At 47.0% G+C, this 23,531-nt stretch carries 21 protein-coding genes, 3 pseudogenes and 1 riboswitch; of the genes and pseudogenes, 11 read left to right on the forward strand and 13 right to left on the reverse strand.

Going from position 1 to position 23,531, the window contains the following annotated elements:
• Positions 1-30 precede the first annotated feature (30 nt).
• Positions 31-1,596 carry a replication restart helicase PriA gene (gene priA, locus AM1_RS30975; RefSeq protein WP_390610078.1) on the forward strand — a complete coding sequence of 522 codons (1,566 nt, stop codon included), beginning with the start codon at positions 31-33 and terminating at the stop codon, positions 1,594-1,596.
• 24 nt (positions 1,597-1,620) lie between these two features.
• On the opposite strand, the gene AM1_RS30980 is transcribed toward priA (AM1_RS30975), so the two are convergent.
• Positions 1,621-2,865: an ISL3-like element ISAcma10 family transposase gene (locus AM1_RS30980; protein WP_012160803.1), complete on the reverse strand. Its 1,245-nt coding sequence runs from the start codon at positions 2,863-2,865 to the stop codon at positions 1,621-1,623.
• 100 nt (positions 2,866-2,965) lie between these two features.
• Between AM1_RS30980 and priA (AM1_RS30985) the strand changes: the two are divergent.
• A pseudogene (gene priA, locus AM1_RS30985) lies at positions 2,966-3,916 on the forward strand (replication restart helicase PriA); the annotation flags it as partial.
• 42 nt (positions 3,917-3,958) lie between these two features.
• On the opposite strand, the gene AM1_RS39125 reads toward priA (AM1_RS30985), so the two are convergent.
• Positions 3,959-4,126: a metallothionein gene (locus tag AM1_RS39125; RefSeq protein WP_071820010.1), complete on the reverse strand. Its 168-nt coding sequence runs from the start codon at positions 4,124-4,126 to the stop codon at positions 3,959-3,961.
• Positions 4,127-4,279: 153 nt separating this feature from the next.
• Here AM1_RS39125 and AM1_RS30990 point away from each other — a divergent pair, with 153 nt between their 5' ends.
• Complete coding sequence (locus AM1_RS30990) at positions 4,280-4,651, forward strand: ArsR/SmtB family transcription factor (RefSeq protein ID WP_012167029.1); 372 nt, start codon at positions 4,280-4,282, stop codon at positions 4,649-4,651.
• A gap of 192 nt (positions 4,652-4,843) precedes the next feature.
• Here AM1_RS30990 and AM1_RS30995 read toward each other — a convergent pair whose 3' ends face one another.
• The 7 genes from AM1_RS30995 to AM1_RS31020 all read right to left on the reverse strand — a co-directional run bounded on the left by AM1_RS30995 (position 4,844) and on the right by AM1_RS31020 (position 11,187).
• Positions 4,844-6,724: a fatty acyl-AMP ligase gene (locus AM1_RS30995; RefSeq protein ID WP_012167030.1), complete on the reverse strand. Its 1,881-nt coding sequence runs from the start codon at positions 6,722-6,724 to the stop codon at positions 4,844-4,846.
• Between the two features lie 391 nt (positions 6,725-7,115).
• The gene (gene cobW, locus AM1_RS31000) at positions 7,116-8,162 is read right to left on the reverse strand and encodes a cobalamin biosynthesis protein CobW (protein ID WP_012167031.1); all 1,047 of its coding nucleotides are present in this window, start codon (positions 8,160-8,162) and stop codon (positions 7,116-7,118) included.
• Between the two features lie 58 nt (positions 8,163-8,220).
• Positions 8,221-8,628: a DUF1636 family protein gene (locus AM1_RS31005; protein ID WP_148216020.1), complete on the reverse strand. Its 408-nt coding sequence runs from the start codon at positions 8,626-8,628 to the stop codon at positions 8,221-8,223.
• A gap of 7 nt (positions 8,629-8,635) precedes the next feature.
• Positions 8,636-8,812, reverse strand: coding sequence for a hypothetical protein (locus tag AM1_RS42545; RefSeq protein ID WP_012167033.1), 177 nt, complete (start codon positions 8,810-8,812; stop codon positions 8,636-8,638).
• Positions 8,802-9,266 (reverse strand): hypothetical protein, encoded by a 465-nt coding sequence (locus AM1_RS31010; RefSeq protein ID WP_012167034.1) that lies wholly within the window; start codon positions 9,264-9,266, stop codon positions 8,802-8,804. The genes AM1_RS42545 and AM1_RS31010 overlap by 11 nt, the downstream gene beginning before the upstream one ends.
• A complete protein-coding gene (locus tag AM1_RS44105; RefSeq protein WP_041661225.1) occupies positions 9,250-9,534 on the reverse strand; it encodes a methionine synthase II (cobalamin-independent) in 285 nt (94 codons plus the stop codon). Before AM1_RS44105 ends, AM1_RS31010 begins: the two co-directional genes overlap by 17 nt.
• A 364-nt stretch (positions 9,535-9,898) precedes the next feature.
• A riboswitch (cobalamin riboswitch) is annotated at positions 9,899-10,041 on the reverse strand.
• Positions 10,042-10,428: 387 nt separating this feature from the next.
• Positions 10,429-11,187, reverse strand: a complete 759-nt coding sequence (locus tag AM1_RS31020; protein ID WP_012167038.1) for an HlyD family secretion protein — start codon at positions 11,185-11,187, stop codon at positions 10,429-10,431.
• 54 nt (positions 11,188-11,241) lie between these two features.
• Between AM1_RS31020 and AM1_RS31025 the strand changes: the two are divergent.
• Positions 11,242-11,699, forward strand: a pseudogene (locus AM1_RS31025) (Fur family transcriptional regulator).
• Between the two features lie 63 nt (positions 11,700-11,762).
• Here AM1_RS31025 and cysS read toward each other — a convergent pair.
• The gene (cysS, locus tag AM1_RS31030) at positions 11,763-13,253 is read right to left on the reverse strand and encodes a cysteine--tRNA ligase (RefSeq protein ID WP_012167039.1); all 1,491 of its coding nucleotides are present in this window, start codon (positions 13,251-13,253) and stop codon (positions 11,763-11,765) included.
• Between the two features lie 736 nt (positions 13,254-13,989).
• Between cysS and thrS the strand changes: the two genes are divergently transcribed.
• Positions 13,990-15,213, forward strand: coding sequence for a threonine--tRNA ligase (thrS, locus tag AM1_RS31035; RefSeq protein ID WP_049783876.1), 1,224 nt, complete (start codon positions 13,990-13,992; stop codon positions 15,211-15,213).
• Here the strand turns inward: thrS and AM1_RS42550 are convergent.
• The gene (locus AM1_RS42550) at positions 15,203-15,427 is read right to left on the reverse strand and encodes a hypothetical protein (protein WP_012167042.1); all 225 of its coding nucleotides are present in this window, start codon (positions 15,425-15,427) and stop codon (positions 15,203-15,205) included. The genes thrS and AM1_RS42550 overlap by 11 nt on opposite strands.
• 274 nt (positions 15,428-15,701) lie before the next feature.
• Here AM1_RS42550 and AM1_RS31045 point away from each other — a divergent pair, with 274 nt between their 5' ends.
• Complete coding sequence (locus AM1_RS31045; RefSeq protein WP_238549350.1) at positions 15,702-16,634, forward strand: M23 family metallopeptidase; 933 nt, start codon at positions 15,702-15,704, stop codon at positions 16,632-16,634.
• Between the two features lie 90 nt (positions 16,635-16,724).
• Here the strand turns inward: AM1_RS31045 and AM1_RS43535 are convergent.
• Both AM1_RS43535 and AM1_RS31050 read right to left on the reverse strand, forming a co-directional pair.
• A pseudogene (locus tag AM1_RS43535) lies at positions 16,725-16,856 on the reverse strand (IS200/IS605 family transposase); the annotation flags it as partial.
• A gap of 12 nt (positions 16,857-16,868) precedes the next feature.
• A complete protein-coding gene (locus AM1_RS31050) occupies positions 16,869-17,933 on the reverse strand; it encodes a hypothetical protein (RefSeq protein ID WP_148216021.1) in 1,065 nt (354 codons plus the stop codon).
• Between the two features lie 270 nt (positions 17,934-18,203).
• On the opposite strand from AM1_RS31050, the gene folE reads away from it, so the two are divergent.
• The 5 genes from folE to AM1_RS31075 all read left to right on the forward strand — a co-directional run bounded on the left by folE (position 18,204) and on the right by AM1_RS31075 (position 23,401).
• Complete coding sequence (gene folE / locus AM1_RS31055; protein ID WP_012167046.1) at positions 18,204-18,836, forward strand: GTP cyclohydrolase I FolE; 633 nt, start codon at positions 18,204-18,206, stop codon at positions 18,834-18,836.
• A gap of 143 nt (positions 18,837-18,979) precedes the next feature.
• The gene (locus AM1_RS31060; RefSeq protein WP_012167047.1) at positions 18,980-19,324 is read left to right on the forward strand and encodes a hypothetical protein; all 345 of its coding nucleotides are present in this window, start codon (positions 18,980-18,982) and stop codon (positions 19,322-19,324) included.
• 299 nt (positions 19,325-19,623) lie between these two features.
• Positions 19,624-20,700, forward strand: coding sequence for a murein hydrolase activator EnvC family protein (locus AM1_RS31065; protein WP_238549351.1), 1,077 nt, complete (start codon positions 19,624-19,626; stop codon positions 20,698-20,700).
• 218 nt (positions 20,701-20,918) lie between these two features.
• Positions 20,919-21,863, forward strand: a complete 945-nt coding sequence (gene dacB, locus AM1_RS31070) for a D-alanyl-D-alanine carboxypeptidase/D-alanyl-D-alanine endopeptidase (protein ID WP_194290190.1) — start codon at positions 20,919-20,921, stop codon at positions 21,861-21,863.
• 194 nt (positions 21,864-22,057) lie between these two features.
• A complete protein-coding gene (locus AM1_RS31075) occupies positions 22,058-23,401 on the forward strand; it encodes a dihydroorotase (protein ID WP_012167052.1) in 1,344 nt (447 codons plus the stop codon).
• The last annotated feature ends 130 nt before the right edge of the window (positions 23,402-23,531 follow it).

Below are 23,531 nucleotides of genomic sequence, written 5' to 3' on the forward strand. Positions count from 1 at the left end.
CACAAACAATAATCTCCTGGGTGCGCCAATATGTCGACACCAAAAGCTCTCCCTACAGTAACCCCTATATCCAAAGCGGCTTCTTTTGTTGAAGTCCTCGTTGATTGTCCTGGCACTGATAAGCTTTTTACTTACCGTATTCCTTCTGATCTCAATATTTGCCCTGGGGATATTCTCAACGTTCCCTTTGGTGCACAACAAGTGGGGGCAATCGCCATGCGTTGCTTGTCGGATCTTCCGCCAGAACTAACCACTACTAGAATTTTGAGTGTCGTGGATGTGGTCTGTCGTAATTTATTTCCACCGGGATATTGGCAGATTTTAGAAAAAGTCGCCGCCTACTATCAAACGTCGTTGATGGCCGTCATTCGAGTAGCCTTGCCACCGGGTTTGTTGCAGCGATCTCAACGCCGCATTCGTTTGCACACTTCCATCAATTCCGTTGATGTCCACGGTTTAGGAACAGCTGCCCAAGACATTTTAACGCTCCTGCAACAAAGTCCAACCCAAGACTATACCTGGCAATACCTTCGTCGTCAGGTCAAAAAAGCCCAGGTCGGCTTAAGAGAGCTCCAACAGCGAGATCTGGTTAAAAGCTACCTCCAAACTCAAGCGCCAACCCAGCCTAAACAGCAACAGGCGGTCACCCTCACGACCCCCAACGTACCGGGCTTGACGAAGCGTCAACAGGAAATTCTGACCCTTCTCAAACATGAAGGTGGGGAGTTATGGGCACAAGATCTGTTGAGACTTGCCCATACGAGTAGCAGCACCCTCAAGAAATTAGCTAGTAAAGGCTGTATCACCCTGCAGCAACAGGAACGACTACGGTTGGAAACCTCTCCGATTCAGCCAGATCAACCTCAAATGCTAACCCCCGACCAAGCCAAGGTCCTGTCTCAACTTGATCGGCTGCAAGGTTACGCTGAGGTCTTACTGCATGGCGTCACGGGTTCCGGTAAAACAGAAGTCTATTTGCAGGCCATTACACCTGTTTTAGCTCGCCAGCAGTCGGTGATTGTCCTGGTGCCAGAAATTGGGCTTACGCCGCAACTGACGGATCGGTTTCGGTCTCGATTTGGCGATCGCATTCGGGTCTATCACAGTGCCCTTTCAGATGGAGAACGGTATGATACCTGGCGGCAATTCCTCACTAGCACTCCCCAAGTCGTCATTGGCACCCGGTCAGCAATCTTCGCACCAGTAGCCAATATGGGACTGATCGTTCTAGATGAAGAACATGATACCGGCTACAAACAGGATCAGCCAGCCCCTTGTTATCATGCTCGCACCGTTGCTCGGTGGCGCGCCCAACAGGAAGACTGTCCCCTTATCCTCGGTTCAGCAACGCCTTGCCTAGAGAGTTGGTCCCAAACACGGCGATGTGAGCCTCATCTATCACAGAGCAAGGTTCATTACCTTCAACTCCCTCAGCGAGTCAATGCTCGCCCCATGCCCCCCATCGAAATAGTGGATATGCGCCTGGAGTTGGCCAATCGCAATCATTCCATCTTCAGTCGACTATTGAAAAAACGCTTGCAAGAACTGCAGCAGAAGCATCAGCAAGGGCTATTATTTAGGCTCTCCGGGAATTAGCGTGGTAGCCGCTAGATATAGTGTTTAGGTCACAGCGAATGTCTGATACCCATTGAGGTCAAGAGAAATCCTTTGGAAGAGTCTTTCAATATCGAAAATACCGTAGCATCGTCTTTTTAAGACTTTGACTCGGTTATTAAATCCTTCCACAAAACCACTGGTCCACCCCTCCAGGAAATAGTTGGTCATCTCGTCCATCCAATTATTGATAGTGGTCAGAAAACAATCGAATTCCTTGATGTCACTCTTGAGTACTTGTTTACACCAAGCACGGATGGCACATTTAGCTCCGTGCTTGGTGTACCTGCCCTCAAATATCTGCGTGAGTTTCTCTCGGAGGTTGTACGCCTGTTTCAGTTGTGGAGAATAAGCAAACAATCGCTCAAGGAGTTGTTGCTCTGACTCTTTCAGATTCTCTGGTCGTTTTCTAAAAGGCCACATCGCGCCTTTGATGCTGTCATACTCTTGCTTAGAGAGCTCTCGTCGTAGACGTTTGACCTCACGTTTACGAACCGTATCAGCACAATTACGATAGGCTTTGGTCACATGAAAGCGGTCAATGACAATTTTGGCTTGCGGCAATTGTTCTCGGACTGCACTGACAAATCCTTGGTACATGTCCGTACAGACGCGCTCAATGGTTTGGCGTAAATCAATGGGAATCGATTGAAGGAAATTTGCCACTGTCTGCTGTTTACGGTCGGCTAGAACTGCCAATATATCCACCCCATCCGTCGTAGGAATCGTGATCAAAACCACAAAATCACGATGGCCTCGTTTGAGAGAAATCTCATCCATCCCCATAACTTTGAGGTCTGCATATTCGCTCCAGTCAACTTGAGCGGCAATCCAACGATCAATGATTCCACTGACGATATCCTCACTAACGCCTAGTTTTCTGGCAACATCTGAGACCGTTGAATTGATCAAGATTCGCAGAAGCCAACGCTCATATGCTTTTGTATTGGGACTGCGAGGTTCGTGCCATTCTAAATGTTGAGTTGTTGTGGGATGGTCATCGCAATACTTGCATCGATAACGCTTGGGCCGAATTTCTAAGTAAACGGGGACTTCAAATAATGGCAGGTGACGAATCCGAAAAGGCTGATCATGACAATGGAGGTCAGTAATCTCACGTCCGCATTGATGACAGGTTGTTCCTTGAAGCGTACTCTCAATCTTGATGAGCCAATCCCCTCTCTCAGTCTTCGATAGCTCTAGAACTCGAATATCAGGAAGGTTGAGCGGGATGCGAATTGAGTTATCCATTACGCCATTGCTCTGAAGTACTACCTCAGATCATTCCATAGGGATGAAAAAGGAAACACACTAAATGTAGGACTGCTACACGCTAATTCCCAGAGAGCCATTATTTATGCCTCGTCGAGGCCATAGCACTTTTGTCTCTTGCCGCAGTTGTGGTTATGTCGCTGAATGTCCTCACTGCAGCATTTCTATGACCTACCACCATAGCCCTGATTCCCGTCAAACTCTGTTGCGATGCCATTATTGCAACTACACTCAGCCCCAACCGCAAGCTTGTCCTGTCTGCAAGTCCTCTTACTTCCGATTTTTTGGAAGTGGGACCCAGCGAGTCATGCAGGAATTAGACAAAACGTTTCCCGAATTGCGAGTGATTCGCTTTGATAGTGACACCACTCGTCGGAAAGGAGCCCATCGTCAGCTTCTAAATCAGTTTGCCCGTGGCCAGGCAGACCTAATGGTTGGTACACAAATGCTCACTAAAGGAATTGATTTACCCCAAGTTCAATTAATTGGCGTTTTGGCTGCAGATAGCTTACTCAATATTCCCGATTTTCGGGCCAGTGAACGCACCTTTCAGACCCTGCTACAAGTGGCAGGACGCGCAGGTCGTGGGGAGCATCCTGGCCAAGTAATCCTACAAACCTATGCTCCGGAACACCCCGTCATTCAGGCCGTTCAACAATATTCAATGAATACCTTTCTCATCAATGAACTCAAGCAGCGCCGGGAAGCCAATTATCCGCCCTTCCAACAACTAATCCTCCTACGCATCAGTGGTCTCAATGAAACGATGGTTGAGAATACTGCCCTAGATATTGCCAATTACCTAAAGGCTTATATCCAATTACATCGCTATGAGGGCAGTATTCTCGGTCCTGCTCCCGCTAGTATTTTGAGAGTAGCCCGACGATATTATTGGCATGTGTTAGTTAAACGCCCCCAGGCTAAACTGGGCCAGTCTGAACACTGGCCGTTTCCCAGACAAGAATGCCAACAACGGTGTCCACAAAATTTACGTCTTCAAATTGATGTCGATCCTTTGAAGCTCCTCTAATCCCATCCATTCAGATCAATACAAAAGCGGGCTTAGTTCAAATTATGAACTGCATCGACAACCCGTATGTCCACAACCCGAGCCTGAGGGATGTCCATCTGCACAGGCTTGGCCACAAAAATACTGACCGCCTTTTTGAATCGCATCACTAATCGTCACGATGCAAAGACAAGACTCGCAAGCACATTTCATTTGAGTAACGGTTGCCATTGCAAACCTCCATAACTAAATATATGAACAATCATTCATGCTTCACAGCCTAACATATGAATAACTGCTCAAGTATTAAAATGTCATTAGTAATGTATGCAGAAAGCCATCTAGAGTTGATTATCTTAGGGTCAAGCCACCTTCAGTCATGTTATGTCGCACTCTCACCTTGATATCAGCACTCATTCCTTGTCGGAGAAACCCCGGTCAGAGAAGCCGGTGGTCGATCAAATTTTGTCTTTTGAAAAGGCACAGCGGATGGCTGAATTTTTAGGCGTATTGAGCGACCCTAATCGTTGGAGAATCTTATCGGCTCTTGCCATTGAAGAAATGCGGGTGGGAGAGTTAGCGGCAGCAGTTGAGATGTCAGAATCAGCCGTGTCCCATCAACTGAGAGTCCTCAGGAATACACGAATGGTTCGCCGCCGTAAATGTGGACGAACCGTGATTTACGGATTAAAAGACCACCATATTTTTAATCTTTACCGAGATGTCTCAGAACATTTGGACGAGGCGGACTATTGAACTTCGAGAACAATTGGGGTAGAACAAGGATTGCTTAAATGAAGGGTCATAGAATCCCAAACAACATCTTAAGGTCCTGTCCAATGTTTGTGTATTGACAGATTAGCCCCTTGAGAGCTTTACTCACTTCTCAAACAGCCTCTAAGTTGAGACTGACTTTCTGCCTGTAAAAAATCCGTGGACTGCCATTTTTTAAGCTCGGGGCATACTTCTTGCTACGCTGTCTAGGTCTCCCTCTAAAAATTTGGATCTACAGGTAAATCGCTGAATCTTTCCACTAGAAGTTTTGGGGATACTACCGGGCTTGAGCAGCCAAAGGGCATGGATGTGCAAATCATGCTCTTTGGCAACCGCCCGACGAATTTGAGTGAGTATATCTTTTTCGACGGTAGTAGGTTCTGAATCGGCAGTTAAGGATGTGGGCGAGACAAAATCATTGAGCTGAGGAGGCTGAGAGGATGGCTTCTTACCGTTTTTCCGATAGCGATTGATATAGTTTCTTTCCAGTTCTGCCACCACTATTAGCCGCTCTTCCCCCGCTTCAGTAATCGAAAATGCAGCGGCACAATTGGGGCGAATACCGGGATAGCTTTGAACCACAGTCCACTCAATATCCTGAGGATAATGATTACGGCCATTGACAATAATCACGTCCTTGAGGCGGCCGGTGACATAAAGTTCAGAGCCGACCAAAAAGCCATAGTCCCCTGTTCTTAAAAAGGGGCCTGCGCCTGTATCTGCCAAATGGGCCTGAAAGGTTTCCTCAGATACATCTGATTGTCCCCAATACCCTTGAGCAATACTTTCCCCAGACACCCAAATCTCGCCGACTTCTTCTGACGAGCATTGCTGCAGAGTTTCAGGATTAGCGATCACGATTTCTTGGTCTTGAAGGGAAGTGCCGCAGCCCACTAGGGTGCGGGCATTGACATCATTGGCCTGGGCCGAGACCACATGATGCTGTTCTAAGGCAGTCCCTTGGACCGTTTTGAGGGCGGGTTGGGCATCCGGTTGGCCCCCGGCCACGATTAGAGTGGCTTCGGCAAGACCATAACAAGGAAAAAAGGCTTCTGACCGAAATCCATAAGGAGCAAATTTAGTGGCAAAGTCTTCAAGGGTCTGGGCACTGATGGGTTCTGCTCCATTAAAGGCCACCCGCCAGGAACTCAGATCCAGTCCTTGGAGCTGTTCCGGCTTTATTTTTCGCAAGCATAAATCATAGGCGAAATTGGGTCCGCCGCTGGTGGTTCCTTGATAGCGGGAAATGGCTTGGAGCCAGCGAATGGGGCTCTGGAAAAACATAAATGGGGACATCAGAACCATGGGAAATCCCCCGTATAAAGGCTGCAAAATCCCGCCAATTAGACCCATATCATGGTAGGGCGGTAGCCAAATCACCGCTAGGCTCTGGGAACTATGCTCAAAGCATTGATGAATCAAGGATAAATTCTTTAAAAGATTGTGATGAGTAATCATCACCCCTTTGGGCGTTGCGGTTGAACCAGAGGTGTATTGAAGAAAGGCTAAATCTTGCCCCTGAGGATGAGTCTCTTGCCAGGCTTGGCGGGGTTCCGTAACGCTGAGGCTATCTGTTGCTAGCCACTTAAGCGCTCTCAATTCTGGAGTATCAATCAGCCGTCGCTCTAATTTCGACAGAATTTGAGAGGTGGTAAGGGCAAAAATGGCTTGGGAATCCGCGATGACGCTCTGCAAACGCATCAAGGAGCGATTCGGGCGGGGGGGATAGATGGGAACTGCCGTAACGCCTGCATAGAGGCAGCCAAAGAAGGCAGCCACATACTCTAACCCAGGCTGATAGACCAATAGGGCTCGATCGCCGGGGTGGCAGGCTAACTGTAGTGCTGCTGCGATCGCACGGGCCTTGATATCCAACTCTGCATAGGTGAAATGGAGGGCTTCTTCCTCTCCATCAACCAGAAAGGTAATCCCCCTCCGATCCGGCTGGTAAGCAGCTCGATAACGGAGCAAATCCACCAAACTTTCCACCTTCGGTGGATCCGATTCTTCGATCTTAGTGTCCCAATTTGTTGTTTTAGCCACGTTGTACTCCATCCTGAGCAAAGAATTATAGATTAGTTCTCGATTTGAACAGCCCTTATAGGCCCAAAACAACCAAAGCTGCAACTTACTGCCGATCAATCAACTGATTTCGGGTTTTATTTCATGGTTGAAATGTTCTGAAACCCATACCCTGCAGAGTATTTCATCGACATCAATTAAAATGACTCCAGTCTTTTAGTTTGACGTTTATTAGGAGTGCAGATGTCCCAAACCCAATCTAATCAATGATTTCCAACCTACGTGCCCCTAGAACAGTTCGAAACATTTGTCTTGTCCCACCTACACATCGTTAGGGAAGGAGTCGTAAGGGTCATGGGAAAATCCTCTTCGATGGGCAATCAACAGCAACACATATGGCAAAAGGAATGCCATGTCAGGAGCATTAAGCAGAAATCGCTTCAGTAATATGATGGGAGTCCAGTCCTTGGCCGATAAACACTAGTTGAGTCAGACGGGGTTCGCTAGTTTGCCATAGCCGATCATAAAATTGGTCAAAGCGTTGCCCCACTCCATGGAGCACCAACCGCATAGCTTTATTGGGAACGGCGACGAAGCCCTTGATCCGATAAATTTCTTGCTGCTGTACCAAGACTTGCAACCGTTCGATCAGTGTGTTCGGGTCAAAGGTCTGCTCCAACTCTACGCAGATGGAGTTGATGTTGTCATCGTGATCATGGTCTTCTTCCTGATCATGATGGCTGGGGCGGCTATCGAGATTATCTTCTACAGCTGCGTTGAAACCGAGCAGAATATCTGGGCTAATTTGACCGTGATGGCAGGGAACAACTTTGACACCTGACGGAGTCTGTTGCTGCAGCCACTGTTGGATGCGGCTACATGTATCCTCCCCCTGTATCACATCGGTTTTGGCCAGTAGTACCATATCCGCACAGGCTAATTGATCCTCAAACAGTTCCTCTATTGGGGTTTCATGTTCTAAACTGTCATCTGCCTGTCGCTGGGTGTTCAGGGCATCCAGATTGCTGACGATACGCCCCTGAGCCAGCGCATCTCCGTCCACCACTGTCACCACCCCATCTACCGTAGCTCCCGTGCGGATCTCAGGCCTGCGAAACGCTTGCACCAAAGGCTTGGGCAGGGCTAACCCCGAGGTTTCAATCACAATGCAGTCAATCTCATCGCGTCGCTTCAATAGTTCCTGCATGGTGGGCAAAAACTCTTCCTGAACTGTGCAGCAGAGGCAACCATTGGCCAGTTCAACGATATTGGGGCCAGAGCCGTTAGGAGTCTCCTCGTCGTTGCACACCTGGCATGACCTCAGCAGTTCGCCATCAATGCCCACTTCGCCAAACTCGTTCACTAACACGGCAATGCGACGCCCCTGGTTGTTTTGCAGTAGATGCCGCACCAGAGTGGTTTTGCCTGAACCGAGAAAGCCAGTGACCACAGTAACGGGAATTTTGTGCATGGATGAGAATCCTTTGATGAAAAGACAAACTTTATTTAATTCGATAGAAGCTGAATCATCAGCGGGTGGGGGCATCAGTAGGGAGCGGCGGCAGGATAAACGCAGTGGCCTCTCGAACCAAGTTCGGACGTTCCGAGTAGGGGACTTTACCATCGGGAGAAGTGGCGTATTGCTGGCAAAATACTGCAACCGCCTTAGCTCCCTCTGTCGGTGATATCTGACTGAGGATAAAGGTCAATTTACCGGGAGCGGCAAGGCTAACGTTGCAAGGGTGGCTGCACCCCGCCATACAGCGCAATGGTTCTAACCGAACCGTATCTTGTAGATTGCAGGCTTCGAGTGCCTGGTGGAGTTGGTTAATCAGGTATTGGCCTCCCGAAATACCGTCCCGACAGGCTTCATCCTTAGAGAATCGACATAGTGAGCAGACAAATAATGTGGTTTGGGTCATGGGCTGAGATTGCATGAGGGATTCAGGTCAATGAAAAATAGTTGTAGTTTGGAAAATCGGGTGCCAAGGGTTTAAACGCATCCCACCCGTTACAGACCACTTCGTACGCCAGAAAACCACACCAAGTGTTATGTCCTAGCGTTAGTGTGTTGGTAGCGACAAAGGCTTGTTGCCAGGTGGCTCTGGCTTCAACAGCCATCTTTGCACCTCCCGCCAGAGCTGGGTGCTAGAGCGAATTCTGAGTGGCGGCTACGCATTTCGTGATAGCAATCGGGTGGGGAAATCGCTAAGTTCTGCAACCAATTGATATCGACCTGCCCATTACCAAGGATGGCAACAAGAATATCTTGACCCGGTTGATAGGTCATAGCCGCCTCCATCAAACGATGGACAAAATCCATGTCCAGGTTATGGACCTCCAGATAGTCTTGGATCTCAGCCTTAGGAATGTATTGGATGCCGTATTCCACCAGATCGATATGCCAGTCCAGAGTAGAGACATCAACAACGTCCACATCACAAGACACTAGTCCCCGCCACTGGGTCAGGTAGCCTTGCCAGGCAGCATGACCGATGGGGAGTAAATATTCTCGAATAAAGGCTGACTGCCAGTAGCCTGAATAGCCCTGCCAGACGCTAGTGGGGGGTCGCATCGATCTCCTCCCGTAACTGTTGGGCCGCTGCTACCCTGTTTTTGGGTGACGGCATGACTTCTTTACAGCGGCGTGTTTTCAAACCACAGTCAGGATTCACCCAGATTTGCTGCATGGGCAGATTGGCAATTCCTGCCTCAATGTCGCGTTCGGTAGTGTGTAAGCTGTTGGTATCTACATCACCGCGCCAATAAGCTTCCAGAGCTTTCTTCACTTCCCGATGCATACCCATGCGGGTATAGGCCAGGGTCATGGTCTTTATGGTCATGCTTGTGTTGTCCTAAGAATTCATTTATTTATGAAGCGAAGGGTTTTAGTAACTTTGGGACCTATAACCCTATGGAGTTGCTTATAAAACTCAATCGACAAGGCTTCTAAGAAATCCAACGATCCAGAGTTTACGCATGAGCGGATTTGGGGAATGTCAAGTGAGGAGCACGCTCTGCTGACGTGCATTTACCTCTACCGAATCCACCCAGGCTTTCTACCAAGAATGGTCGTTCTTGGTAGAAAGCCACTTAATTTCTGGTCCCTTATCATCACCAAAGCTATGTAGTGATGCTCCAATGACAATGCAACCGTGACTTAATTAAAGCTAAATCATTCATCATCTATACCTCGCAGATGTTGTGAAAGTGAGTAATCACTCGGCGGGCGTTCTGACTCTGAGGACAAAGCCTCATCACAGCTGCGGGACAGCGCCGGATTTACACCGGACTTTCCCCGTTTCCTCTAACGACTGTTCCCCGTTAGAACCGAATTTATAAAATTGTTTCTGAATCCTACCACAAGAATCAAGTTCTAAGGTTGGATAATTATTGAGTCAAAAATACCATTTCTAAGTCTGCTTTAAAGGGTAGGTCATCCTCAAGATTTAGCCCTGTCAAAGTCTTTCAAGTTTGACAAACTGTCTTTTGACGCCCTTTCAAGATTTCATCAGAATGATCGCTTAAGCCTCTAGTAAAGAATAAAAATCTGCTTTGAAAGTCCATCAATGCTCTTTTACCTTTCAAACATCTCTTTGTTGGATCAGCATGGGTCTGACTATGTTGATAGGGACTAATCCTTACCACGCTGAGAGTGGCAATACTCGCAACACATACTTAGGTAAGCCAGAAGTTACTCACATGCCTGCACCCTTACCCACTGCCTTTGTATAGCTTCATAATGAAACAGATTGACCTGAAACAGTTATAACCAAATCCAAGTACAGTTCTTGATCGGTCTGTCGCAGCCATTTAATTGATTTGATTTGGCCATTGTAAGGGGACCGCACAATCCCCTTTGTATTCAGTTTGTTTTCTATTGTGTGGATCTCGGCTATCAACTTAGCTTTCTGCGTTGATTGATTGTGCCGAACTCTATTTTGTTGCTTAGCTTTTGTGAGCTTAGCAATCGCAAGGGTCAGCTTTCCTTTTGCTTCTTGATACTTCCCTTCCAATTTCCCAAGCTCAGTCTTCTCTGATAGCGGCAACACCCGGCGGGCGTAGTCAGTCCAGGGAGAGTCTGCATAGAAATTTGAGATCGCATCTCTTGCCTGCTCCACTCTTAATCGAGCTAGTTTCACTTCGACCTGCTCTACTGCAAAATCGGGGACAACTGTGAAAGTTTGGGTTTGCAAGTGCTGCAGCTGCTGCCGCAGACTCTCACGTTCTTGCACAAGACTGGTCCTGATTAGGGAACGCTCACTCACTATCTGCCCCTTTGTCACTACCTCATTCACCTTCACCTTAAGGTCATTTGGATGATCTAAGGTTAGCTGTAGTTTCAATCGCCAAGGCATCTGTCGTTGTTGAGGCGAGGGGCGGGGCGTAGTCGTCTTTGCCACCTCCGTTCTAGGCTCGATGTTCTCAACCTTGACCGGAGTCTGAGCACACCCGACCAGCAGCAACGCTATCGTAACCCCCGCTCTCGCTTCCATTTGGCAATCAACTTTCTGACCTTTACTAAAAATACAATTGCGGTGAGATAAAGAATGGATGCTATTCAACGGGTTATTGATCGCGCAGAGCGGCGCTGTAAAGAAAATAGCTCGCGTTTAACTAAAAAAAGAAAACTAGCGCTATCACTGTTACTTAAATCGGGCAAAGCACTCTCTGCTTATGAATTAGTGGAGACTTATAAAACTGCATTGGGTGACACCATGCCTGCCATGTCTATGTATCGAATTTTAGAGTTTTTAATGGCAGAGAACTTAGTGCATCGCCTTGATCTGATCAATAAGTATGTTGCTTGCGAACATATTAAGTGCGAGCACGCGCATGCTCAGACGCAATTTTTAATCTGCGGTCAGTGCCAAAAAGTTAAGGAAGTCACGATAAGCGCATCAATTATGGATGTGCTAAAGAAAAACACTAGCGATGCAGGCTTCCCCTTGCGAGCCCACAATTAGAAATGAACTGTATATGCGAGGATTGTATGTCAACAGGATAGAAAGCTTACAGTGTGTTGTCAGTGTCCCAGTTTGTCGTTGTGCATGTCGAGTTTGTTGCTGATTTAGTGCCGATGCCAACGGGTAGCTCCATCTGGTTGATCAACCACTGTAATCCCCGCTGCCGATAGTTGAGCGCGAATATCATCTGCAGTTATAAAGTCTCGCTGTTTTCGGGCTGTTTGTCGCTGCTGAATTAGATCAGTTATTACAGCCTCATCTAATTTGCCAGTTGCTTCATCCGTATCACTGTTGACTTTAGCTTCTAAACCCAATACCTGGGCCAGATACAATAATGTTTGCCACTGCTGCCAGAGCAGCTCCGGACTGGACTGGGACTTGCCTTCATGTACCAGACGGTTCCCCTCTCTCTGCAGCGCTTTGGCAAGTTCAAACAGCACTGCCAGAGCCCCCGATGTGTTCAGATCATCATCCATTGCGGATTGAAACCGTTTGGTCCATGGGTCTTCTGAACTGGGTTCCTGAGGTGAAGACTGGATGCTAGCAAATGGCGACGACAATGCTACTCGGTGACGGTTGCCAAAGAGAATTCCGGCTTTTAACGTCTGCCAACTATTGATCGAAGCCACGATCGCATCTTTTGTAAAATCAAGCGGTTTCCTATAGTGCCCCTGCAACACAAACAGTCGCACCGCCATTGGATCTACCGGCTCCGGATAGTCTGCCCAACCTCCATCTAGCAGGTCACGAATCGTGGTGAAATTGCCTAGGGATTTCGACATTTTTTCCCCATTCACCGTTACCATCCCATTGTGCAGCCAGTAGCGAGCGAGCGGCTGTCCGGTCAGCACTTCTGATTGAGCAATCTCGTTTTCATGGTGAGGAAACACTAGATCACCACCACCTCCATGAATGTCAATGGTTTCGCCCAATCGCGCCCGGATCATGGCCGAGCATTCGATGTGCCAACCGGGTCTTCCTAGTCCCCAGGGCGATTCCCAGGCAGGTTCACCAGGTTTTGCAGATTTCCACAAGGCAAAATCAAACGGATCGCGCTTCTTCTGGTCTTGAGTATCATCGGCAACTCGTCCTCCTGCACCTACCTTCAGTTGCTCAAGCTTACGACCAGAGAGCTTTCCATACTCCGAAAATTGCCGCACGCTATAGTAAACATCGCCATCGATCGCATAAGCGTAGCCTTGCTGTTCTAGTGCCTGGATCAATTGATGAATTGCAGGAATGTGCTCTGTCACACGGGGATAGTCATCAGCATCTAGAATATTGAGTCGGCGAATATCACGAAAATAGGCATTAATATAGCGATCGCTCACCTCCTGCATCGTTATGCCCTCTACTATGGCGCGATGGAGAATCTTGTCGTCAATATCTGTAAAATTCTGCACATAGCGCACTGTGTATCCACACCACTTTAAATAGCGCCGCAGCACATCCCAAGCCATGTACGAACGAGCATGCCCTAAATGACAATTGTCATATACCGTCACGCCACAGCAATACATCACCACTCGTTCTGGGTGAACGGAGATAAATGGCTCTTTTTGATTGGTGAGAGTGTTGTGAAGAGTAAGGTTCATGCAAAATACTTTTAACTAAAAACACTGATAGGGGCGCAATAGGGAATCTGGTCAGACCCAGTGCTATGAGAATGATTATCATCCATACTAACGGACCTATCTTCATTTCTTTAGTCATCACAACTGTATAGAACCTATTTGAAATCTTTTATGAAGTAACCAACTCTCTGAAGCCTTGCTGGGAAGGTGCGGAAAAATTTGGCTATGGCCTAAATTTAAGGCTCGTTGAAATTCTCGTTAAAGTGGCTGCAATCGCAGAAATCGAAATCATACAGGAGGAACATTTCAGGGGAGTGACATTAAGCCCTTAGATTACCTTGATCGCTCCTGACACTGATATCTGGTTTTGATCCAAGCCAAGAATTGCTATATTGAGAACATATTGGAACAAAGCTTTTCTCATAGTGAAAACAGCACTCGTCCTTACTAGCACTACCACAACAACTACCCACATAGGAGGGTTGTAAGGCGCTGCGCTGAAATTGGTCTTACTACTTTAGTTGCCCTCCAGACGAACTCTGGGGGGCAATGTTTTTTCACCACCTGTATTCAGAAGGTCAAAAGGAATGCCCATTTTGCTGACAATGTCTCTTGCAATGAACACTGCTACCGCCACCACTACTATCACGCCTGGAGGGACGTGACGATTGATTGCACATGCAACTCATCTGTCCCTCCAAGCATAGTTTGGAGGGTTTTTTATTACCTCATTACTCAGACAACAGGAGAGACTAAAATGGCGGACCACCGTGAACTTGCAAGGGATATGGACTTGTTTCACTTTGAAGAGCATAGTCCAGGAATGGTGTTTTGGCACCCACAGGGACTGCGGCTTTTTCGCAGCATTGAAGACTTCATGCGGCAAGTTTATCAAGGGCATGGATTTGAAGAAGTGCGATCGCCCATAGCACTTAATAGATCGCTATGGGAGCGCTCAAGGCATTGGGAAAAATTTCGTCAGGGAATGTTTGTTGTTGGCAGCGTAGAGGCAGATATAGACGATGAATCAGCCCTATCCGTCATCAGCCCTGACTATGCGTTGAAGCCCATGTCATGCCCTGCCCATATTGCTATTTATCAGTCCCGCAAGCGCAGCTATCGGGAAAATCCCATGCGATTGATGGAGTTTGGCATCTGTCATCGCAACGAACTGTCTGGCACATTATCGGGGTGTATGCGGCTGCGGCAATTTGTCCAGGATGATGCTCATATCTTCTGCCGAGCATCTGATGTGCAGCGTGAAATTAGCAATTTCCTCAATATGGTGCAGCAGGTTTATGTTGCTTTTGGCTATGACCAATTTTCCCTACAAATATCACTTAGACCAGAGCAACGGCTTGGCTCAGATCATCTCTGGGATCAGGCTGAGTCTGTGTTAGTTAAAGCGGTTCAATCTTTGGGGCATAGTTATAAATTAGCTCCAAATGAAGGGGCATTCTATGGCCCCAAGCTCGAAATTAGTTTGCAAGATCAGTTGGGGAGATCGTGGCAGTGTGGCACAATTCAAGTCGATTTCAATCTGCCTCAAGTGTTTGAGCTAGCTTTTGTAAATGAATTGGGAGAATTGGAGCGTCCCGTCATGCTGCACCAGGCGATTTTGGGGTCGCTAGAGCGCTGGATTGGCATTTTGTTAGAGCATCACAGCGGTGCCCTCCCCATTTGGGCTGCTCCTACACAAGTCGCAGTCGCCTCTATTTCTAATAAAGCATCTGCCTGGGCAGAAACAATTTTCTTTCGACTCAGGCAACTGGGGGCTAGGGTAGAACTTCACAACCAAAACCGCACAATCAGCAAGAAAATTCGTGGACTCTCTAAACGCAAAATTCCATTGATTGCCATTGTGGGTGAGCAGGAAGCCATGAGTCAAAGGTTAAATCTTCGGTGTTTAGGGGCTCTAAAACAACAAGAAATGAGCCTAGCTGAACTTGAGCAAAAGTTAGCTGATCTTTCTATGCCGTAGCGAGTTTTTTCCCAGAAGTTGAAGATGTACGCTCGCAGGCTAAATCTACGGCGGAGCAGACGGATGGGAGAACTTGGTGGGGGGCCAAGATGATCTGCTGCTGCTTACCTTCACCATTATCGGTGTTTTCATCACGTCGTTCAACACCTTCAAATAAGAAGCAATGAGTTGATGCCGCATCGACACCAAGCCAAGAATTGGCTGAAACAGCCAATTCTTGGTCACGAGAAGTATGACTTGCCCAATTGCCCAGCGTTTAAGTGGACAGACTCCCTACTAAACACTTTTCCCTTCAAAAAGAAAGTTCACTTGAATTTAATTTTGGGAAGGCTAAAGGTAGGACAGCAGTTCTGTACCTTTTTCCGAATGAAATCCTAGTCAAATTAAATAGCTTTTTCTATTAATCTCACAGCTTAAATCAGGTTCTTCCCTTTTCAATAAAACTGGAAGATTAAAAGGTTCCCACGATTCCCAATCAGGAGCTGCATGTGCCTCAGCCCAAGGACCAACTCCCCAAAATTCGGATTGGTGAGCTTCTTCTCCAGAAGGGATATCTTAATCCGACACAACTGAGACAAGCCTTAAACCTCCAACGTGGGAGTAAGCAGAAACTGGGAGAAGTTTTAATTCAGCAAGGTCTGATTAGTCAGGATCAACTCCAGCAAGGCCTAATCGAGCAACGATGGCGAAACTTGGTCACGTCAGTATTATTCTCGGTTAGTACGTTTGCGCCCAATCTACCGCAACTAACCTCTAGCGTAGAGACGCAAACAACCCTGGTGCAGAGCATGCGTAAACCTACCATAGAACTCATTGTTGATGACGACATTAAAAGGGTTCACGCCAAGAAAGGGTATGGAGGAATTTCTACCCAGTCAGGACCTTCTAATACCAGAACGTTGTTTGCTTCTGCCACTCCTCTCCCTCAAAAGCCGACTGTAGATGATCCCTTGAGAGGTTTTTGTCATCCATTGAATGGTGAGGGGTGGTTAAGCCAGGGAATTCGGGGCAGAACCCACCAAGGTCGGATGGAGTATGCCTATGATCTAGCAATAAAGATTGGCACTCCCATCTATGCCATGAGGGCTGGTAAAGTGCTCGCACTAAGGGATAAATACCCTGATACGGGCGGTGGGAAAGAAAATGCAACTCGCTCTAATTTCATTTGGCTTGAGCATGAAGATGGATATCGGTCTATCTATGTCCACCTGCAGCAAGGCTTTAAGTCAAAAGTGAATCTCAAAGCCGGAGATTTTGTCGAAAAAGGTCAACTCATTGGTTACAGTGGGAACTCCGGTTGGAGTACCGGCCCTCACTTACATATTGAAGTGCAGAAACCGAGTCCTAGAAAACGGTTTACGAACTCAGTCCCTTTCGCTATTTCAGGTACCTGTAAAGATACCCCAATCGCTGACCAATAGCTTAAATTACCTCTGTCTCTGCCGGAGGCTTATTATGGTTCACCCCTCAAGGGGGCAGGGGAATAACCCCCAAGGGGCAACTCTCTAACATCAACATAAAGGCAGGTTCAGCTGCTCCAAGCGAGCATTTTCTAGCTCCTGATTGCGAATATATCCTTGAACCACCGCTTCATCCAAACCCACTACCGAAACATAGTAACCTCGCGCCCAAAAGCTCTCTCCTGAATAAGTTCGTCACTGAAACTCTAATTCGTCGATTCGTTGGAGAAGAATATAAACTTCTTTACCCGGATGTAAAACGATGGCTTGCTGTCCTTGGAACCAAAGATCTTGAACAATAAAGTATCTGCCACGTCGTCCCAGAATCTGATAAACCTTATATCTTTCCGGTTCAGCAATGACAATCTGCTCACCAACTTGAATCATTGGAAATTCTTTTGGGGGAACAGCGCCCATCGGTAAATTCATTACCCAGTTGTGCCAACACCTCCAGCTTTCTCGAACTCCAAAAGGCACAGTTATATAGTCTTCATGCTCCCCTGTATCCTTGGCTAGTCGCCTTATAAATTCGTTGAACTCAGGAAGCGCATGCAACTCTAAAGGCATGAAGTGTTTATCTGTGGGGATACGGAACACATACCAATCCCCTGACTTCCGGTGGTCATTGATCTCTTGCCAATAGAGGTCTGTGAATACAGGAGCATCGCTTCCAGGATTCCGGTATTCAGTGCAGAATTGTTCTGCAAGTTCTTGGGTAATGAAGCTGTTCTTCTTATCTCTCATGAGAGAGTGTTGAGCAACTTCCCTGGCGTCCATGTCAATGAGTCTTATTAGTTGAGCCTCATGCGTTTCGGCTATCTGACTATAGTTGATTTGCTCATGAACACCCGGCTCTAAAAGCGGAACCTCATACGGTTCATTCAACGATGGATCATAGCAAGGATCGTTGTTATCAAACTGGGGCTCAATCTCTTCCTGGCTTAATCGACAATTGATTCGGTGTTGATGAAGCACCATCTCCCATACCGTTAAACGACCAGATGGAATGGCTGAATCATAAGCCGATGAATACATAGCATTGTGTTGATTTTGCATATGCTCGATCACTGTCTCAATATCCCCTTGGGTCAGGGTTCCCTCAGCTTCAGTGGGTTCATCAATGTGGTGTAGCGCCGGATAATAACCAATCAATTGACCGTTATCGATCACGTTGAAGTTGATACCCATCCGGCTTGCTTCATTGATCCGATGAACCAACTCATTTATGTGATGGAGAATGCGATCTTCTGCATTCTCCATGGCTTGGCGTAACCCCTCATCCATTGGCATCCGATAGAGCTGGTTCTGGTGGGCCATGGCCATCACATGGGCGAAGCCGCTGCAGTTGTTTGGAGGAAGTAGGTGCTGGCAAAGTCGAAGAAGCAATAGACATAAAGGTTTGAAGGGGTAGATAAAAGGTTGCCAATGATAATGATTATCATTATCATTGTCTTTGACCTAGTTTGCTTTTGGATTGAAGCCGACTGGATCTCGAAGTGCCCCTTATTCCGTTCCGCGTTAGGAGTTTCTATGACTGTGCCTTCCATCCCGACCTTTGTCCCTGCGCTTACCACTGAAGCTCAGCCCATCGTCTCGGAGGCCGAAATGCAGGCCGCCGTTCGTACGTTGTTGCTGGGCTTGGGTGAAGATCCCGATCGCGAAGGCCTCCGAGATACTCCTAAGCGAATGGTTAAAGCCTTAAAATTTCTGACTTCGGGTTATCAGCAATCCCTCGATGAATTGCTGAATGGGGCCATCTTCCCCGAAGACCTAGATGAAATGGTCTTGGTGCGTGATATTGATCTCTTTAGTTCCTGCGAACATCATATTTGGCCCATTATTGGCAAAGTCCATGTGGCCTATATCCCTAATGGCAAAGTGATTGGCCTGTCAAAAATCGCCCGCATCTGTGAGATGTATGCTCGGCGACTGCAGGTACAAGAACGGTTAACAGCTCAAATTGCTGATGCCTTGCAGGGCCTCCTAAACCCCCAAGGGGTGGCTGTAGTTGTAGAAGCAAGCCATATGTGTATGGTGATGCGAGGGGTGCAAAAACCCGGATCTTGGACTTCGACCAGTGCGATGCGAGGCGTGTTTTCCAGTGATTCTCGCACTCGCCAAGAATTTTTTAACCTGATCTCCCATTCACCAGCAAGTCGCTAGTTACGGCTTCAGCCGGTCAGCACCGGGCTTTTGGGGGAGTGGTAAAAATACTCTGCTGAACCATCTCTCGTTCTTTAGGATTTTGTGGAGTGAATTGCTCAAATCCTTTTCAAAACTTTGTTCTGTAGTATATAGAGTCCATAATGCCCTCACTCAATTCCTTCGTTCCCTTTACAAAGATTTGTCGAGCGATTGCCCCGGTCGCTGCTCTATGCTCAGTATTTGGGACGGTATTGGGCCAAGCAGCCCCCAGTCACGCTGTCACGCCGAGGTCACTCTTGACACCGTCGTTAATTCAGTCAATACCAATCACCACCTCTGTTGCAGAAGCCGTAAACCGGGTGCGTGGGGTTGAGCCCAAATTCTGTTGCCATATGCTGGCGTTAGCTATTGACGAGATCCTTGAGGATCCCCGTTTTGAAACAGCCCAGTGGGGCATTGTTGTTGAATCCATTACTGGGCCAACGGTTCTCTACCAACACAATTGAGATCGCGCCCTGATTCCGGCTTCGAATACCAAGCTGCTGACAACAATTGCTGCCATTAATGTCGTCAGCAATCGGGTTCCTGAAATGCCACTTTTCCAATTGCACTCAACGTCTGAACGGTTTTGTTAAACCTTATTCGCCAAAAACTGATACTCCGGTGTTTACAGCTTTACTCTGGCTCCAGAAAGAGAAACTCCCCGTTTCGGCGGAGGCTGGTGGGCCTAATTTGTACTATCAGCCTGGCTACATTGCTTTTTACCCTTGGTGGGTTGCATACTTTAGCTCAAAATTCATCAGACTTGAACGACTTACAAGAGCGCCGGATACAAGTTGATGAACAGCGATCCAATGTTAGAAAGCAACGACAGCAGATTGAGAATCTGGAAGGTGCAGCCAAAAGACGTTTAGGGGGATTAGAGCGGAATATTCAGTTTACGGAAGGTCAAATTATGGAAAATGAAGTCAAACTCAAACAAGCCAACCAAACACTGCAGAAAATAGAAGCGGATTTGACCGTAGCTGAAACCGCCTACAAAGAGAAACAGAGTAATACCGTTGCTCGCCTTCGGGTTCTGCAACGACAACGAGAATCCAGTACTTGGATTGTATTATTACAGAGCCAATCGATAGAGGAACTGTTAGAGCGTCGATATCGGCTTCAACAGGTCTATAAAGCTGATCGCAAGTCGCTACTAGCACTCAAGACTGAAAAAGAAGAGATTAGTGACAAGAAACTCTTAGCAGAAATTCAGAAAAACCAGATTGCCCTTTTATCAGAACAACTCCAGTATCAAAAAGCGAATTACACAGCTCAAGCGTCTGTTCAAGCTGAATTGGTGACACGGCTAAAAACAGATCGACGCGCTTTAGAAGCTGCTGAGCAGCAATTATCTCAAGAAGCTAATAATCTTTCTAGCATCATTGCCCAACGCCTAGGCGAACAACAAGTGGCCTTCCGCTCTGGCACTCCCGGATATCAGCGTATATTGGGGACAGGACAACTGGTTAGACCCGTAGTTGGACCCGTTACCAGTAATTTTGGCTATCGAATTCATCCCGTATTAGGAGGAAGACGGTTTCATGCTGGTACTGATTTTGGTGCTCCTACAGGTGCCCCGATTTTTGCGGCAGATAGCGGCACCGTAATTGTGGCTGAATGGTACGGTGGCTATGGCAATACGGTCATCGTTGACCATGGTAACGGCTTAACCACTCTTTATGGTCACTGTAGTGAACTCTACGTAACCGTAGGTCAAGGTGTACAGCGAGGCCAAACCATTGCTGCGATAGGTTCAACGGGGTTGTCTACTGGCCCTCACTTACACTTTGAAGTCAGACAGCAGGGTGAGCCAGTCGATCCGTTGGCCTATTTATAGACGCTATTTTGTAGAATTCAAGCGCCGTAGCCAAAGCTCTTGCAATTTTCCAATCGAATTCTCCACCTATTCATCAACCTGGCTAGCGGGTTTCTCTGAGGTTTCTTCGTGTTTCACCTCTGAGTCTTGGCCTGGATGTAACTCGTTCTTTAGGATTTTGTGGAGTGAATTGCTCAAATCCTTTTCAAAACTTTGTTCTGTAGTATATAGAGTCCATAATGCCCTCACTCAATTCCTTCATTCCCTTTACAAAGATTTGTCGAGCGATTGCCCCGGTCGCTGCTCTATGCTCAGTATTTGGGACGGTATTGAGCCAAGCAGCCCCCAGTCATGCCGTCACGCAAAGGTCGCTCTTGACACCGTCGTTAATTCAGTCAATACCAATCACCACCGCTGTTGCAAAAGCCGTAAACCGAGTGCGTGGGGTTAAGCCTAAATTCTGTTCCCATATGCTGGCGTTAGCTATTGACGAGATCCTTGAGGATCCCCGTTTTGAAACAGCCCAGTGGGGCATTGTCGTTGAACCCGTTGCTGAGCCAACGGTTCTCTATCAGCACAATCGAGATCGCGCCCTGATTCCGGCTTCGAATACCAAGCTGCTGACAACAGCTGCTGCCATCAATCTCATCAGCAATCGGGTTCCTGAAATTCCAGTACCCTTGAACCAGCAGCTGATTGAAGTCAATCGCTACAGCAATAACAGCGAGGCAGATGCTCTCCTACGCCAGGTTGGCGGACAACGCAGGGTGAACCAGGAACTTATGCGCTTGGGCCTCCGCCCTGAGAGCTATATCCAGGTAGATGGTTCAGGGCTATCCCGTAGTAATCGCATGCCGCCCTCAACGCTGATTACGCTATTAAAAGCAATGAAGCGTCATCGCGAAGGAGTGGTGTTCTACAATTCGCTGCCGATCGCTGGGGTCAACGGCACCTTACGAAATCGCTTCCAAAACACCCGACTGCACGGAAAACTTCACGGTAAAACCGGCACCTTAAGGGGAGTGCGGGCACTATCGGGATATCTAGACAACGCAGACTATGGCACGATTGCTTTCAGTATTTTGGTCAACCAGCCTGGGCAATCGGGACAGGTTTTGACCCAAGCTATTGACCAAATTGTGTTGCAGATGGCTCAAGTCAATCGATGTAACTTAGATAGCTAACAAAGATAACCATAGTCCGGACAGAAAGGTGAGAGTAATGATGTGATTCAAATGTGGTCACAATCAGGTAACAGTCTGACTCAGAGGCAGATCAGTCAGACGGTGGTCTGGCCGAAATTTAAAACTTTGATGATTGCTCGAAACTATAACCTGCTGTTGAACCGTGCTCATACATGCAATAAAAAGGGTGATGCATGACTAAGAAAATTTTGATTAAGAATGCCCAGCTAGTCAATGAAGGTAGGGTGTTTTTATCAGACGTACGTATTAGTAATGAACGAATAGAACAAATATCTAGATCAATAACACCCTCTGGCAGTGACGAGGTAGTTGATGCAGCTGGTTTTTACCTGCTGCCTGGAATGATTGATGATCAAGTGCATTTTCGTGAGCCTGGGCTAACTCACAAAGGTACTATTGCGAGCGAGTCTCGTGCAGCTGCGGCTGGTGGTATTACGAGTTTTATGGAAATGCCTAATGTTAGTCCTTCCACTACAACTATTGAGGCTCTAGAGAATAAATATAAAATCGCTCAGAAACGTTCGGTTGCAAACTATGCGTTTTATTTGGGAGCTACGGAAAATAATCTGGAACAAATCAAACGCCTTGATCCGAGTAAATATTGTGGCGTTAAAGTTTTCATGGGTGCTTCAACGGGAAACTTGTTGGTTGAAAATATAACTGCACTTGAGGATATTTTTCGGGAGGCACCAACATTAATCGTCACTCACTGTGAAAGTGGCCCGGTTATCGCAAAAAATCTGGCTCGTGTCAAAGCTTTCAATCGCCCTACTGTTATTACCGATCATCCAACTATTAGAGATGCTGAGGCTTGTTTCGCTTCGTCTTCTTTGGCTGTGGGCTTAGCCAAGCGTTATGGCAGTCAATTACATGTTTTACACATTACTACTGCCAAGGAATTAAGTTTATTTGATCCAGGTCCGATTGCTAATAAGTCCATTACTGCTGAAGCATGCGTTCATCATTTATGGTTTAGCGATCAGGATTATGCGGGACTTGGGAACTTGATTAAGTGCAATCCAGCCATTAAGTCTGCCGAAGATCGTGCTGCATTAATTCAAGCTGTTCATGAAGGTCTTATTGATATTATTGCCACCGATCATGCACCACACACTTGGGAAGAAAAGCAGATGGATTATCCACAGGCTCCTGCAGGTTTACCTTTAGTACAGCATGCTTTACTGACTCTTTTTGATCATGTAACTCATAAACGCATGTCTCTTGCTCAGCTAGTTGAAAAAACCGCTCATAATCCCGCTATTCGATATGGTGTAATTGATCGAGGCTACATTCGTGAAGGGTATTTTGCCGATTTAGTATTAGTCGATATGGACACACCATTTACCGTCACACCCGAGAATACTTTTTACCATTGTGGTTGGTCTCCTTTTATGGGGTATAGATTTAGTTCCAGTATTTTGAGGACTTGGATTAATGGTCAATTGGTGTTTGATGGCCAACAAATAATTGAGTGTCCGGGAGCCTCAAAAAATTTGGAATTTAGAGGTGTGAGATAAATATTTAATAGCCCTATATTTTGCATGGTGAAAAGCAAAAAGCTACATGCTGAAGGAAACACTTCAATTTATGTTGAGGTCTATATGAAGCTCTATCTTCTCTGACCAAGCTAATAAGGGCACGGTGTTT

This window comes from Acaryochloris marina MBIC11017, from assembly GCF_000018105.1.
Classification (GTDB): domain Bacteria; phylum Cyanobacteriota; class Cyanobacteriia; order Thermosynechococcales; family Thermosynechococcaceae; genus Acaryochloris; species Acaryochloris marina.